The following is a 14,923-nucleotide window of genomic DNA, read 5'->3' on the forward strand; positions in this document are numbered from 1 at the left end:
CGCCGCGTTCGACGGCCTGGCCGTGGCGCATGACGACGACCTCGTCCACGGAACCGGCCACCACGGCCAGGTCGTGGGAGACCAGGATCAACGCCATCCCCAGATCACGACGGAGCTCGTCGAGCAGGTCCAGGATCCTCGCCTGGACGGTGACGTCCAAGGCGGTGGTCGGCTCGTCGGCCAACAGCACCTTGGGATCGCACATCAACCCCATCGCGATGACCACACGCTGACGCATACCACCCGAGAACTCGTGCGGATACGAATTGATCCGCTTCTCCGGCTCGGCGATTCCCACCCGCTCCAAGGACTCCACGGCCCGGGAGCGCGCCTGTGCACGCGAGATCTGTGGACGATGGACGCGCAACGCCTCGATGAGCTGGTTGCCGATGGTGTACTGCGGGTGCAGCGACTGCATCGGGTCCTGGAAGACCATCGCGATGTCGTTACCGCGCATCCGGCGGAGCCGCTTGTCGGTGGCGGTGACCACGTCCTGCCCGGCCACCTCGATGGAACCGGTGATCTGCGCCCGACTGCCACGGTGCAGACCCATCAGGGCCAGCGAGGTCACGCTCTTACCCGAACCCGACTCACCCACGATCCCCAGGGCACCACCGGCGGGCACCTCGAAGGAGAGACCCTTCACCGCGTGGACGTCACCGTCCATCATCGGGAACGTCACCCGCAGATCGTCCACACGCACGACAGGGGACCGACTCATGGAGGACGCCTCTCTTTAGCCGTGGATGCGCACGCGCGGGTCGACGAGCGGGTACACGAGATCCACGATCAGGTTGCTGATGACGATGAAGAACGCGCCGAACAGGGTCACGCCGAGAATCACCGGCAGGTCGCTCTGGGTGATGGCCTGGACGGCGTAGCGGCCGATGCCGTTGAGGGAGAAGACCTGTTCGGTGAGGACCGCGCCGCCCAGGACCAGCCCGAGGTCCAGACCGAAGATGGTGATGATGGGGGTCAGGGTGGGACGCAGCGCGTGTTTGAGCACGACCTTGCGCTCACTCAACCCCTTGGCCCTGGCGGTGCGGATGTAGTCCTCGTTGAGGGTCTCCAGCATGCCCGCGCGGGTCTGCCGGGCGTACATGGCGGCGTGCAGGAACGCCAGGGTGAGCCAGGGCAGGACCAGCCCCTGGGCCCAGGCGAGCGGGTCCTCGGTCAGAGGTACGTAGCGCGGGGTGGTGAACAGCCCCCAGGAGTGCACCAGGAAGGCCAGGGACAGCAGCCCCGTGAAGAAGATCGGCAGCGAGACGCCGGCCAGGGCCACGCCCATGGCCAGACGGTCGAACAGGCTGCCCTTCCAGACCGCGGAGATCACCCCGACGGCGACACCGCCGACCAACCAGATGATCCCGGCCCCCAGGGCCAGCGAGGCCGTCACGGGGAGCCGGGCGATGATCTCGGGAAAGACCTCCTGGTAGGTCTGGAACGAGTACCCGAAGCAGGGGGCGGAGCACTCGATGGTGTCCCGGCCGAACTGGTACTGGGCACCGAAGAGGATGCCCCGGACGAACTCCCCGAATTGCACCGCGATCGGCTGGTCCAGGCCCAGCCGTTCGATGGTCGCCTGGATCGCCTCCGGTGTGGGGGCCCGCCCCACGTACATCGTGGCGAGCTGCTCGGTGGTGCGGCCCGCCCAGCGGGGCACCACGTAGAAGATGGCGAAGGTGACCATGGTGACCACGGCCAGGAGCAACAGACCGGCGCCGAGGCGGCGCAGGATGTAGGTCGTCAAGGCGCGTGCTTTCTGTCGTCGAGACCATGGCCCCGGGGTCCGGAACCGGACCGGGGAGAACTCCACCCCGGAGCCAAACCGTAACCCACTGAAATCAGCCGATCACGTCTCGTGTTCGGCGTGTACAAGGCTTCGCCCCACGCGCCACGCCGAGCCCGGGTACGGGTCGGGCCCCGCGCCGCCCCTCACCGGGGTGCGACACGGGGCCCGAGGTCCCGTCGGAACGCGGATCGGTCGGATCCGCCGAGGGTCTACTTCACGGCGCCCATCGACAGGCCCCGCACCAGCTGACGCTGCGCCGTCCAGCCGATCACCACGATGGGCAGGCTCGCCATCACCACCGCGGCCGAGAGCTGGGCCACGAACAGCCCCTCACTGGTGATGAACCCGGTCAGGAACACCGGGACGGTGGCCGCCTGGGCCGCCGTCAGGTTCACCGCGAAGAAGAACTCGTTCCACGAGAAGATCATGCAGATGAGGGCCGTGGCCGCGATGCCCGGAGCCATGATCGGCATCATCACCGACCACAGGATCCTCGGCAGCCCCGCCCCCTCCATCCGGGCGGCCTCCACGATCGCCGTGGGGACCTCCAGGAAGAAGGAGCGCAGCATCCACACCGCGATGGGCAGGTTCATCGCCGTGTACAGCACCACCAGGGTCCACACGTTGTCCAACATCGACAGGTGCGCGGCCGCGACGTAGATCGGGACGACGACCGCCACCACCGGCAGCATCTTGGTGGAGATGAAGAAGAACAGGACGTCCTGGGTGCGCTTGACCGGGGCGATCGACAGCGCGTACGCCGCCGGCAGACCCAGCGCCAGCACCAGCAGAGTGGAGGCCAGGGTCGCGATCGCCGAATTCCCCAGATAGGGCAGGAAGTCGGCGCCCAGCACGGCCGCGAAACGGTCGAGCGTGGGCTGGAAGAAGAGCGTCGGCGGGTTGGTCGCCGCCTGGTTCTCCTGCTTGAACGCGGTCAGCACCAACCACAGCACCGGGGCGACGAACACCAGGCCGATCACCCAGGTGAACACGGTCAGGGCGGCTCCGGGCAGACGGGTCGCGACCGACGAGGGGCGCGGCCGCCGCGTTCCCGCCGTGGTGGACACCGCTCGTTCGGGGGCTCGGGCGGTCACGATCTCGCCTCCTGTGCGTTCATGAACGTGCGGAAGATCAGCCGGAGGGCCAGCATCGCCACGATGATGGTGCCGACCACCACCACGACGCCCATCGCCGCGGACTGTCCGATGTCGAACCCGAGGAAGGTCCGCTGATAGATGTAGAAGGGCAGGTTGGCGCTGGCCGTGCCGGGGCCGCCCTGGGTCATCATGTAGATCGTGTCGAAGGTGTTCACCACGTACACCGAACCCAGCAGCACACCGAGCTCGATGTAGCGGCGCAGGTGCGGCAGGGTGATCCACACGAAGCTCTGCCAGGAACTGGCGCCGTCGACCTGTCCGGCCTCCAGCACGTCACCGCCCTGGCTCTGGAGCCCGGCCAGCACCAGCAGCATCATGAACGGCGTCCACTGCCAGACCAGCGCGACCACCACGGACAGCACCGGCGCCTGGGAGACCCAGTCGAAGGTCTCCACGCCGAACGGGGACAGCACGAAGTTCACCAGACCGAAGACCGGTTCGAACATGATGTGCTTCCACAGCAGCGCCGTGGCCACCGGCAGGATCAGGAACGGGGTGATGACGAGTGTGCGCACCACGCCCCGGCCCGGGAACCTGCGGTCCAACAGCAGGGCCAGACCGATACCGAGCAGCATCGCCACCACCACGCAGGAGGCGGTGATGAGGATCGTGTTGGCGGCGGCCCCGAGGAACTGGCGGTCGGTGAAGACCGCGGCGTAGTTGGCCACGCCCACCCACGCCTGGGAGTCCGGCCGCAACAGGTTCCAGGAACGGAACGAGTACACGACGGTCGCCAGGAACGGAAGCTGGGTGACGACCAGCATGAACACGAGGGCGGGGAGCAGCGGGGCCCTGCGCGCCCACCCCGAGACACGGGCACGTCCGCGGTCGGGGGCGGAGGGCGAGGGCGTCGCGGTCGCCTCGCGCGGCGGTGCGGTCGCGGCGCTCATCGGCCGTCCTCCTTATAGGTCTCGCCGACGGTCTCGGCGTACTCCTGACTCTGTTCGAGGGCCTGCTCGACGGTGATCCGGCCGGCCACGGCCGCGCTGAGCTGCTGGCTGACCCGGGTGCCCAGGTCCTGGAACTCGGGGATGGCGAGGAAACCGATGCCCTCGTAGGGGACCGGACGCGTACCCGGGTTCTGCGGATCGGCCTTCTCGATGCCGTCCAGCATGGGACCGGCGTAGGCCCCGGCGACCTCCTGGTACTCGGGCACCTCGAAGGTCGAGAGTCGGTTGCCCGGGGGGACCCGCTGCCAGCCGTACTCCTCGGCGACCGTGCGGACGTACTCCTGGTCGGTCATCCACTCCAGGAACGCCCACGCCTCCTCCTTGTGCTCGGAGGTGGAGGGGATCCCCAGCGTCCAGGCGTACAGCCAGCCGCCGTAGTCGGTCTCGGAGACCGGAGCCGGAGCGTAGCCGTTGAGACCGGCCACCGTTCCGGCGTTCTCGTCCTCGATGGTGCTGACCATGGAGGTGGAGTCGTAGAACATGGCGGCCCGACCCTGGGCGTAGCGGTTCAGGCAGTCGCCGAAGCCGCTGTTGGCGGCGCCCGGCTGGCCGTGCTCACGGACCAGGTCGACGTAGAACGAGGCGGCCTCGTGGAACTCCGGGGAGTCCAGTTCGGCGTTCCAGTCCTCGTCGTACCAGCGACCGCCGAAGGTGTTGAGCATGCTGTTGAACGGGCTGAGCACCTCGCCCCAACCGGCGAGGCCGCGCATGCAGATCCCCGCGACCCCGGGCTCGACGCCGTCGAGTTCGGCGGCCAGCGCGGCGATCTCGTCCCAGGTGGGGTTCTCCGGCATCTCCACGCCGGCCTCTTCGAAGAGGTCCTCGCGGTAGGCCACGAAGGAGGACTCACCGTAGAAGGGGACCGAGTACATGTCGCCCTCGTGGGACAGGTCCTCGCGCAGCGAGGGGATGAAGTCCTCGTGGTCGTACCCGTCGGAGGCGTCGATGAAGGGCTGAAGGTTCTCCAGCCATCCGTACTCGGCCCACTGGCGGGTCTCGTAGTTGCTGATCATGACGGCGTCGAACTCGCCCCCGCCGGTCGCCACCGAGGTGGTGATCTTGGCGCGGGCCTCGTTCTCGGGGAGCGACACGAAGTCGACCTCGATGCCGGGGTTGTCCTCTCGGAAGCGATCCTGGAGGGAGATCGCGTCCTGCATCTGGGGGTTGGACACGATCGCGACGGTCAGTCGGGTGCCCCCGTCCCCGGAGGCCACGGCCCCCGCTCCGGCACAGCCGGTGAGCAGGGCCCCGGCGGCGACCACGGCGGTCATGGCCGCCGTTCTGGTGGTGGCTCGCACGTTGGCTCTCCTCCGATCAGGCGGACGCGTCGGGGACGACCTGGATCTTCACGCCGGTACCCGCGCGCATCATGTCCAGCGCCTCGGGGAAGCGTTCCAGGGGCAGGGCGTCGGTGAGCAGCGGAGCCGTCTCGATCGCGCCGGAGGCCATGAGGTCCAGGGCCGCGCCGTAGCTGTTCAGCACGGCCATGGAGCCCACGATGGTGATCTCGTCGTTGTAGACGCGGAAGGGCGACAGCGACATCCGGGCGGCCTCGTCGGCGACCCCGAAGATGAGCAGCCGTCCGCCGCGCCGGAGCGAGGAGAAGGCCGCCTCGATCGCCTGGGGCACGCCCGTGACGTCCACCGCGGCGTCGAAGTCCGCCTCCTTCAGGTCGTCGGCGTCGGTCGCGGTGGCGTGGGCGCCCAGTTCCTCGGCGATGGCCAGCCGTCGGGTGTTGCGGTCGACCATGGTGACCTGGGCCCCGGAGCGCTGGAGGAGCTGCTGGAGCAGCAGGCCCATGGTGCCGGCGCCCACCAGTAGGAAGCGCTCGCCGGCCTCGACGCCGATGCGTCGGACTCCGTGGACCGCGCAGGACAGGGGCTCCACCAGGGCGCCCTCCCGCATGCTCATCGAGTCGGGCATGCGGTAGCAGTTGGCCGCGGGGACGGCCACGTACTCGGCGAAGGCCCCGTCGACGGTGTCGCCGATCGCCCCCCAGTTGCCGCACAGGTTGCCGCGTCCGGCGCGACAGTACTCGCAGTGTCCGCAGAACAGCGAGGGGTCGACGGCGACCCGGTCACCGGGGGCCAGCCCCGTGGTGACGTTCTCCCCGACCGCGGTCACCGTGCCGGCGAACTCGTGCCCGGGGACGAGCGGGTAGGGGCTGGGCGGGAACTCGCCGTCGGCGATGTGGAGGTCGGTGCCGCAGATCCCGCAGGCGCCGACCCGGACCACGACACCGTCCGGGGCGGGGGTGGGGTCCGGGCGGTCGTCCACGATGAGGGATCCCGGTTCGGTGATGATGGCGGCGCGCACGTCTGGTTTACTCCCGGATGCTCGGTTCGCTCATTTGAGCGACCTTTGTCACAGATGTTTCGAACATTGAACGCCCGTGTGACGCCTGTGTCAACGTGGTTCGCCCATTCGAGTAGACTCCTGCACATATGAGCGAGCGGCGGCAGGAAGTTCAGGAAACGGCCCCGAACGGGCCCGCGGAGTTGGTGCGACTCGCCGCGATCGCCCGCAGGTTCTACCTGGAGGGCCGGTCGAAGGTGGAGATCGCCGAGGAGTTCGGCCTGAGTCGATTCAAGGTCGCGCGCGACCTCGACGCCGCCCGCTCCTACGGGATCGTGCACATCGACATCCGCCTACCGGAGCGGCTGGACGCGGAACGCTCCGAGCTCCTACGTGAACGGTTCGGCCTGCGACGGGCGATAGTGGTCGACACCCTGGACGATCACCTGGACACCCGCCGGGCCCTGGGTTCGGTGGCGGCCCGTCTCCTGTCCGAGATCGTACGCCCCGACGAGATCCTGGGGCTGGCCTGGAGCCGGGGCCTACAGGCGATGGGCGCCGACATGGTCGAACTGCCGCGCTGCACCGTCGTCCAGCTCAACGGCGTCCTGTCCGAGCACACCGAGGCCGGAGGATCGGTCGAGACCGTGCGTCGCGTGGCCACACTGGCCGGCGGCCAGGCGTACCCGATCTACGCCCCGCTCATCCTTCCCGACGCGGCCACGGCGGCCACCCTGCGCGCCGACCCCGGTATCGCCGCCGCGTTCGCGCACTTCGACCGGCTGACCACCGCCGTGGTGGCCATCGGCGGCTGGGACGAGCGCAACTCCACCGTCTTCCAGGCGCTGACCCCGGAGGACCGGGAGCGCTACACCGCGATGGGCGTGTGCGGGGAGATGTCCGCCCAGCTCTTCGACATCGACGGGAACCAGGTCCACAGCGACCTGGACGAGCGGGTCATCAGCGTGAGCGCGGACCAGCTGCGGCGGGTCCCCGAGGTGGTGGCGGTCGCGGGGGCCGGCGACGAGTCCAAGGCGCGGGCGGTCGGCGCCGTGCTCCGCAGCGGTCTGGTCTCCACCCTGGTGACGGACGACGCCGTGGCCCGCGTCCTGCTGGACGACGGCTCCCCCGACCAGGACTGAGCGCCGGGGCCCCTCCCTCGGGCACGGAGGGGCCCCGCCCCCTCGATCGGGGCACGGGTCCGGATCAGGCGGAGGGCATTCCGTCCTTGACCCACCCGCGAAGGTCCGCGCCCGGGCAATCGGTCGAGTTGCCGGACAGACCGCCGTGCCAGGTCTTGCTCAGTTTCTTTCCGGCTTTCTTCACGGCCTCGTCGTACAGGCTTCGGATGGCGTTCTTCGCGGCCTTGCCGGCGTCGCCGTCGCTGCCGATGAAACAGACCCCGATATGGCTGGTGTTGTGCGGAGCGGCGTGGGCCCCGACCACCGTCCAGCCACGCCCCTCATAGATTTTCCCGGAACGGTCGACCAGGAAGTTGTAGCCGATGTCGGCCCAGCCGTTGGAGTCCATGTGGAAGTCCTGGATCTGACGCGGGGTCTGGCTCGTCGGACCCGCGGAATAGTGCACGGTGAACCCGGTGCGCTGACTCCAGGAGACCGTGGTCCTGTCCCGCGGGGAACGCGCTCCCCAGTCCGACCTGCCGATGATGCTGACCAAAGGTTCCTCCTACGTGAGAGGGCCCCTTCCGGTGGGACCGGTCCGGTGTTCGGTCCGGGGCCCGAGAGCGACGGTGACGGCGAGGGCGACGCGTGCGGGAGATGGGTCCCGCCGTCGTGAATTCGAGATGACGACCATGGTCATCAAGAGGATATCCGGGAGACGCGGAATTACACCTTCCGCATTCGGAATAATCGAACACGACCGATCCCCGACGACGCGAATAAGAGCGAACACCGAGCACCCTTCGAATCACATCGGAAACGCACGCAACATACGCACCGCGAACACGAACATGAAACACTCTGAGGAATTTCCATTCCTCCATATATCCGACTTTTCATGACTCAAAAAAGAGCCGCCCTCGAACACGGAACGCGCGAAGCCCAGGGCCGATGACCGGGCCACCTGGCCGGCCCTCTCCTCGGGCCCGCCCCCTCCCCCGACCCGTCCGAAAAAAGATTCCGTCCCCGTGTCGATCCACGCCCGCCCCGGTCGTCGTGAGGGCGAGAGACACCGAGAGAGATACCGGAGTGGACATGCGCAAGCTGATCGAGTCGACCTTCGTCACCATCGATGGAGTCTTCTCCTCGCCCGAGAGGTGGGGGGCACCGTACTGGGACGAGGAGCACTCCTCCTACGCGACCTCCCTGTTGGGCGAGGCGGACGCGCTCCTCCTCGGCCGGGAGACCTACGAGGGCTTCGCCGCGACCTGGCCCTCGCGGAGCGGAAACGACTACGCCGACCGCATCAACGCGATGCCCAAGTACGTGGCCTCCCGGACCCTGACCGGCACCGAAGCCGAGTGGAACGCCACGATCATCCGAGGCGACATCGCGGAGCGGGTCGCGGGGCTCAAGAGGGAGCCCGGCGGAAACCTCCTGAAGTTCGGCACGGGGGAGCTGGACCACACGTTGATCGAGCACGGACTCGTGGACGAACTGCACCTGTGGGTGTTCCCCGTGATCGCCGGAGGCGGCGAACGTCTGTTGGACGGCCTGGACATCACGCACTTCGAACGTCTGAGGACCGTGGAGTTCGCGAGCGGCCTCACCGTGATGGTCCTCGGCTCGAAGTAGTGGACACGGAGCGGGGCGGTGACCGGTCCTCCGGCCACCGCCCCGCTCGATACGGCGTTCCCTAATTCCTCGTCGTACCCAAGGACATGTAGTCGTACATCGAGTAGCCCGCGTGGTAGTAGACGTTGGTCAGGCTCGTGGGGCGGTAGAGGACGGTGCGTTCGAACACCGCCGGCAGGATGGCGGCCTCCTCCATCGCCCTCTCATCGATGCGCGAGTAGATGTCCGCCCGCTCGTCGGCGTCCGTGATGGCCACGACCTCGTCGAACCACGTGTTGATCTGTTCGTCGTCGATCTCCGAGACGTTGACGTTGCCCGCCTGCTGGATCGCGTCGCCGTCCAGGATCTTGCTCATGAACCCGTAGCCGCTGGCCCAGTCCGGGGCCCAGCCGTACACGGTGAGTCCCAGGTCGTTGTCGTGCACGAAGTCCGGGGACCCGGCCTGCGTGTTGGTGTAGCTGTCGGACGGGTACTGCTTGATCTCCGTCTCGATGCCCACCCGGGCCAGGGCCTGCTGGAGCGCCTCGGCCGTGCCCACGTCGGAGGGCCGGTCGGCGCGGGCCCCGATCGCGGTGGAGAACCCGTCCGGGTGACCGCACTCCTCCAGCTTCTCGCGGGCCTTGTCGAGGTCGCCCTTGCCCTCCGGGGACGGGTACAGGTCCATCTCCGGGTCGGCCCCCGGAAGCGCGCTCGGCATGATCTGGCTGGCGACGTCGCCACCGGTGTCGCCGCCCCAGGCCCGCTGGAGGGCGTCCCGGTCCGCCGCGAAGAGGATCGCCTCTCGGCAGGCCTTGTCATCGAGGGGCTCGATGACGGTGTTGACGTTGACGTAGCGCAGGGTGTTGGTCTGCGGATTGTCGACGTTGTGGCGCTGCGCCTCATCGGTGATGAGGGTGCCCTTCATGGCCGGCCCCACCCCGGCCCCGCCCAGGTCGACGTCGAGTTCGCCGTTGACCAGCCGCTGGTCGATCTCGTTCTGGTCGACCCCCAGCTGCACCTCGATCCGGTCCGGCAGCGCCTTGCGGGTCGGGTCGGTGGAGGCGTCCCACTCCTCGTTGCGCTCCAGGTTCAGGGAGACCCCCGGACGGTAGTCCCCGTCGAACTTGTACGGCCCGGAGGAGAGCACCCGGGTCTGGTACTGCTCGCCGCGGTCGACCTCGGCCGGCACCGGCGCGGTCTGCGGCTGGATGAGCACGTACGGGAACTCGGAGAAGCTCGTGTTCAGGTGGAAGACGAGGGTGTGGTCGTCGGGGGTCTCGATCCCGTCGAAACCGGCGAGCGGTTCGTCGTCCTCGGCGTAGGGGCCCTCGTACTCCTCGCTGTCGGCCAGCAGCTCCTGGAAGTACTTGGGGCCGTTGGGCAGGGCCTGGGAGCCGAAGTTACTGCGCGCGATGGCGTACTTGACGTCCTCGGCGACGATCTCGGAGCCGTCTTCGTACTTGAGGCCCTTCTTGAGCTTGACGGTCCACTCGGTGGCGTCGTCGTTGCTCTCGGGCATCTCCTCGGCGAGGTCGGGCTGGAGTTCCACCCCCTCCTCGCCCGGGGCTCCGACATAGGTGAGCAGGGTCCGCGCGTAGTAGCGGGAGAAGTTCCAGCTGTACGCGTAGTAGGTGTTACCGGGGTCGGGAGAGTCGAAGTCGGACGAGACGGCGTAGCGCAGGGTTCCGCCGGTCTGGTCCGAGGGGTTGACGACGGTGGTCTCCCCTTCGTTGAAGTCGGCGTCGGACTGCTCTCCCCCGCCCCCGCCACCACCGCCACAGGCGGCGAGGAGCAGGGCCAGGGCGGTGCCGACGGCGGCCGGAGCGGTCGCCCTGCGGGGCGCGCGGGACCGCCGGGGCGGTTTCCCGCGCGTGGAGTGATGGATGCTCACCTTGGCCTCCTGGTCGGATTCGCTGGGTGCGTACGGACGGGGCACGGCCCGTCGGGCGGCCGATCCGGTCGATCGGCACGGGGCCGTCAGTCGGAGGAGCGGGGGTCGAAGGCGTCGCGCAGACCGTCGCCGAACAGGTTGAAGGCGAGGACGGTGACGAAGATGGCCAGACCCGGGATGATCACGAAGTGCGGCGAGGTGGTGTAGAAGCGCAGCGCGTTCTCCAACATGCCGCCCCAGGTCGCCATGGGCGGGTTGATGCCCACGCCCAGGAAGCTCAGCGCCGCCTCGAACAGGATGTTCGTGGGGATGAGCAGGGTGGAGTAGACGAGGATCGGGGTGATCAGGTTGGGCAGGATCTCTCGGAAGACGATGTGGCCGCTGCTCGCCCCGAGGCTGCGGGAGGCCTCGACGAACTCGCGTTCCTTGAGGGTGAGGGTCTGTCCGCGCACGATGCGGCCGATGTAGGGCCAGTTGAAGAACCCGATGATGAACACCAGGACACCGATGCGCAGGTTGTTGCCGGACAGGCCGAAGGCCCCGTCGGGGATGACGCCGACCAGGGCGATGGCGAACAGCAGCAGCGGGAAGGCCAGGAAGATGTCCATGGTCCGGCTGATGACGGTGTCGACCCAGCCGCCGAAGTAGCCGGCGAGGATCCCCAGGACGGTGCCGATGACCACGCACACGAGGGTGGCGACCGTGGCGACCAGCAGTGAGGTGCGGGCGCCGTAGACGATGCGGCTGAACAGGTCGCGACCGTTGACCGGCTCCACACCCAGGAGGTGCTGGGCGCTGATCCCGCCCCAGGGGTCCAGCCCCTTGGAGGGGTCGTCGGGGTCCTTGAGCACTCCCCCGGTGAGCGGGTCGACGAGCCCTTGGTCGAACTGGTTGGGCGGGTGGCCGAACCAGGCGGTGAGCAGAGGCGCGAAAACCGCCACGAGGATGAGCAGAAGGACGACGATCCCGCCGGCCATGCCCACCTTGTCCTTGCGAAAGCGCCTCCAGGCGATCTGGCGCAGGGACCTGCCCGCCGCGTTCCGGGCCCCCGCCGCCACGGCCTCCGGGTCGGCGTGCTGGGACGATTCGGGCACGTCCATCGGCGTGGTCATGTACCCCTTGCCCCGCTCTCTATGTGTGACTGCATCACTACGCAGAGTTTGCACGAGGGGTGCGGGGGTTTCCAGCGCCCGCGCCGTTCGAGAACGGTCGGGGCCTCATATCGGAAGTGGTGGCACGAATCCGCGTGTCGTGCCCCGGGGCGGAGACCCGGGCCGGGAGGACCCGCCCACGCGTACGGCCGTCGAAGGGGCCTCCCCTCGACGGCCTTACGGTACCGTCAGCCGGCCACCAGGGCGCCGTCACGGGCGACGACGGTTCCGGCCCGCATCACGAGGCGGCGCGGCGGGACCTGGGCGACGGCCTGCGCCACCGTCCGGGCCTCGACCATCACCAGGTCGGCGGGCCCGCCCACGTGGAGACCGTGGTCCTCGACACCGAGCACACGGGCGGCGTTGGAGGTCACCGTGTCCAGCGCCAGCAGCAGTTCCTCATCGCTTCGGCCGGAGTTCCGATAGGCGATGAGCATGGCCCTGCGCAACATGTCCCCATCACCGAAGGGGCCCCACAGATCGTTGATGCCGTCCGTTCCCCCGGCCAGGAGCACGCCCTGTTCCGCGCACGCCCTCAGCGGCGGCACCGGGGAGTCGTAGACCGCCGCGTTCACGAGGGCCACCCCGGCCTCGGCGAACCGTTCGAGGAGCCGCGCCTGTGTGGGCGGGTGCGCGATCCCGAAGGCGTGGGAGATCGCCACCCTGCCGGCGAGCCCGTACTCCTCCGTCATACGCGCGATGAGCCCCATCTCCCAGGCACCGAGGGATCCACCGTCGTGGAGGTGGATGTCGATGGCGGTCCCCGTGGACGCGGCCAGGTCGAAGACGGCCTCGAGGTGGGCGTTGGGGGCGTCGTCGAACCCCGCGGGGTCGAGTCCTCCGATCACCGAGGCCCCGGCGTCCACGGCCTCGCGCAGGAGGTCGAGGGTGCCCGGGTTGGTGATGAGGCCGCCCTGGGGGAAGGCGACCTGCTGGATGTCGATCACGCCCTCGTAGTGGCGGGCGACCTCCGCGACGGCGGCGATCCCTCGCAGTCCGACCCCGGGGTCGACGTCGGTGTGCGTCCGAAGGTGGGTGGTGCCCGCCGCGATCATCGTCTCCACCAACGACGAGATGTACTCGTGCGCGGGCAGACCGTGGGAGTCCCGGTGGCGTCGCTCGTGGGCGACGCGTTCGGCGACGGTCTCGACCCTCGGCGCCGAGACCCACGGTCCGCCGTAGAGGGTCTTGTCGATGTGGGCGTGGGCGTTGATCAGCCCGGGCAGGACGACCCGGCCCGCCGCGTCGATGACCTCGAGCCCTTCGTGGGCCTCGGTCGGCCCTCCACCCGCGGAGGTCTCCTCGATCGCGGTGATCCGGCCGTCCTCGACGACGATGGTGGCCGGTTCGGCCCTGCGGGGCAGGACGGCGTTGATGACGCGCGGCATGTGGGTGCTTCCCCTCTCCCGGGGCTCAGTGGTGGATGAACAGTTCCGCGAGCGTGGCGGAGGCGACGATGGTGGTGGTGAACGTCAGCACGGCCGCGACGACGATCTTCCAGCTCAGCTGCATGAACGCCGTGCGGTCCCGGCCCATGGTCATACCGACGAGGGCGAGCTGGGGCAGACCGATCAGGAGGACGTCCAGGTCCTGGACGAGGTCGGCGATCACCCCGGCGACCGGCGAGATCGGCGTGGTCACGAGCGTGGCGAGGGCCAGGACCCAGACCGTGGCGGGGATGGCCTTGACCTTGCCGGCCAGGAAGATCGCGATGCCCGTCATCAGCAGCAGGACCGCCATGCCCGCGGCGTCGCGCGGGTGGAAGCCGCCGGTCCCCAGCCAGTTGAGGAGCAGACCGGCCGCACCGGCGAAGAGGTAGGCGGTGACGCCCGGACGCCATCCCTTGGGGATGTCGGGGTCCTGTGGACGTTCGACCTCCGCCCGCCCGGCCGCTTCCTCCTTCACCCTCACCGAGGCGTCCCCCTCGGGGACCCGCCCTCGGGCGACCAGACGCGCCTCCTCGATCTCGGGGGCGGGGCGGCGGAAGACGCGGCACCAGAAGGAGTAGAGACGTCGGGCCGAGGGGAGGCCGATGAAGACGCCCGCGTAGAAGCCGACGATGTTGGTGACCAGGTTGGACAGGGCCGCGAGCGCGGCGATCTCGACCGCCTGGTCCGGGTAGAGCAGGGACAGCGCGCCGACGCCGCCGAGCATCATCGACGTGGATCCGACGCCCAGCGCCAGGGCCAGGGAGAGCGGGTGGTACCAGCCCGTGCCGCCGAGGACGCTCGTGATCAGGGAGATGAAGACGGCGCCGAACATCGACCCGAGGATCCAGACGCCGAACACGCCCCGGTACTCCGGCGAGGAGGTGCCGAACCTGTCGATGGCGTAGGCCAGGTAGGACTCGCGGTCGATCGCCCACGTGGCGCCGATCGCGGCCCGCCCCATGCCGAGCAGGACCGCGATGGGGAGCGCGAGGATGATCGTCCCGAAGAGCTGGCCCACCTCCTGCATCAGCAGGGCGGGGCCGACCTCCTCGACCATGCCGATCGACGGGCCGATCCCGGTGCCGAGCAGTGCGAGGAAGAGGACCATGCCGACCGGGATCAGGGCCTCGCCCGCGGAGCGGGTGCTCCCGCGCAGCGGCAGCCACCGTTGGAGGCCGACGACGGCGCCCATCAGGACCACCCAGACCAGGGGGAACAGCACGATCGCGGCGGGCCCGACGCGGAACTTGTGCTCTCCGACCAGGACGGCCAGGGCGCTGACGAGCACGCTCACCCCGATGGCGACGACCCAGTCGCCACGGCCTACCGATCCGCGGGTCGACACGTTCTCGTGTTTCTCCGCCTGCTGTCTTCTTGCCCGCATCTGGGATACCAATCGGTGAGCCGCTGAATATTCGAGGAGCCTATGGTTGGCGCAAAACCGCTGTCAAGAGCGGTGTAACTCGAAATTCGGCCCCTTTGATACACGATCCCAAGAGGCCTCAGAAGGCCCGTGGTATAC

The 14,923-nt window shown here is 68.8% G+C and carries 13 protein-coding genes; 2 read left to right on the forward strand and 11 right to left on the reverse strand.

All coding sequences use genetic code 11. The annotated features are described in order from the left end of the window. The 6 genes from U9J66_RS24475 to U9J66_RS24500 form a co-directional block, all read right to left on the reverse strand. Nucleotides 1-721, reverse strand: a 721-nt coding sequence (locus U9J66_RS24475) for an ABC transporter ATP-binding protein (RefSeq protein WP_326338888.1), incomplete at its 3' end; no start/stop codon positions are given. A 15-nt stretch (nt 722-736) separates the two neighbouring features. Then, nucleotides 737-1,750: an ABC transporter permease gene (locus U9J66_RS24480; protein WP_014911492.1), complete on the reverse strand. Its 1,014-nt coding sequence runs from the start codon at nt 1,748-1,750 to the stop codon at nt 737-739. 251 nt (nt 1,751-2,001) lie between these two features. Further along, nucleotides 2,002-2,859, reverse strand: a complete 858-nt coding sequence (locus U9J66_RS24485; RefSeq protein WP_376736990.1) for a carbohydrate ABC transporter permease — start codon at nt 2,857-2,859, stop codon at nt 2,002-2,004. Nucleotides 2,860-2,882: 23 nt separating this feature from the next. After that, nucleotides 2,883-3,839 (reverse strand): carbohydrate ABC transporter permease, encoded by a 957-nt coding sequence (locus U9J66_RS24490; protein WP_161110015.1) that lies wholly within the window; start codon nt 3,837-3,839, stop codon nt 2,883-2,885. Beyond that, nucleotides 3,836-5,170, reverse strand: coding sequence for an ABC transporter substrate-binding protein (locus U9J66_RS24495; protein ID WP_161112290.1), 1,335 nt, complete (start codon nt 5,168-5,170; stop codon nt 3,836-3,838). The genes U9J66_RS24490 and U9J66_RS24495 overlap by 4 nt, the downstream gene beginning before the upstream one ends. A gap of 43 nt (nt 5,171-5,213) precedes the next feature. Next, complete coding sequence (locus U9J66_RS24500) at nt 5,214-6,215, reverse strand: zinc-dependent alcohol dehydrogenase family protein (RefSeq protein ID WP_042285690.1); 1,002 nt, start codon at nt 6,213-6,215, stop codon at nt 5,214-5,216. Nucleotides 6,216-6,397: 182 nt separating this feature from the next. Between U9J66_RS24500 and U9J66_RS24505 the strand changes: the two genes are divergently transcribed. Then, nucleotides 6,398-7,336, forward strand: a complete 939-nt coding sequence (locus U9J66_RS24505) for a sugar-binding transcriptional regulator (protein ID WP_017535768.1) — start codon at nt 6,398-6,400, stop codon at nt 7,334-7,336. A 64-nt stretch (nt 7,337-7,400) separates the two neighbouring features. Here the strand turns inward: U9J66_RS24505 and U9J66_RS24510 are convergent, their stop codons facing one another. Next, nucleotides 7,401-7,871: an N-acetylmuramoyl-L-alanine amidase gene (locus U9J66_RS24510; RefSeq protein WP_161110016.1), complete on the reverse strand. Its 471-nt coding sequence runs from the start codon at nt 7,869-7,871 to the stop codon at nt 7,401-7,403. Nucleotides 7,872-8,410: 539 nt separating this feature from the next. Here U9J66_RS24510 and U9J66_RS24515 point away from each other — a divergent pair. Beyond that, nucleotides 8,411-8,950: a dihydrofolate reductase family protein gene (locus tag U9J66_RS24515; RefSeq protein WP_161110017.1), complete on the forward strand. Its 540-nt coding sequence runs from the start codon at nt 8,411-8,413 to the stop codon at nt 8,948-8,950. A 61-nt stretch (nt 8,951-9,011) separates the two neighbouring features. Here U9J66_RS24515 and U9J66_RS24520 read toward each other — a convergent pair whose 3' ends face one another. The 4 genes from U9J66_RS24520 to U9J66_RS24535 form a co-directional block, all read right to left on the reverse strand. Next, nucleotides 9,012-10,820, reverse strand: coding sequence for an ABC transporter substrate-binding protein (locus tag U9J66_RS24520; RefSeq protein ID WP_161110018.1), 1,809 nt, complete (start codon nt 10,818-10,820; stop codon nt 9,012-9,014). Nucleotides 10,821-10,906: 86 nt separating this feature from the next. Further along, a complete protein-coding gene (locus U9J66_RS24525) occupies nt 10,907-11,932 on the reverse strand; it encodes an ABC transporter permease (RefSeq protein ID WP_014911260.1) in 1,026 nt (341 codons plus the stop codon). Between the two features lie 227 nt (nt 11,933-12,159). Beyond that, on the reverse strand, nt 12,160-13,359 hold the full coding sequence (locus U9J66_RS24530) for an amidohydrolase (RefSeq protein WP_014910599.1): 1,200 nt from the start codon (nt 13,357-13,359) through the stop codon (nt 12,160-12,162). A gap of 25 nt (nt 13,360-13,384) precedes the next feature. Further along, the gene (locus U9J66_RS24535) at nt 13,385-14,746 is read right to left on the reverse strand and encodes a DUF3100 domain-containing protein (RefSeq protein ID WP_161110020.1); all 1,362 of its coding nucleotides are present in this window, start codon (nt 14,744-14,746) and stop codon (nt 13,385-13,387) included. Nucleotides 14,747-14,923 lie beyond the last annotated feature (177 nt).

Origin of the sequence: Nocardiopsis sp. LDBS1602, from assembly GCF_035818715.1 — a bacterium.
Classification (GTDB): Bacteria; Actinomycetota; Actinomycetes; order Streptosporangiales; family Streptosporangiaceae; genus Nocardiopsis; species Nocardiopsis alba.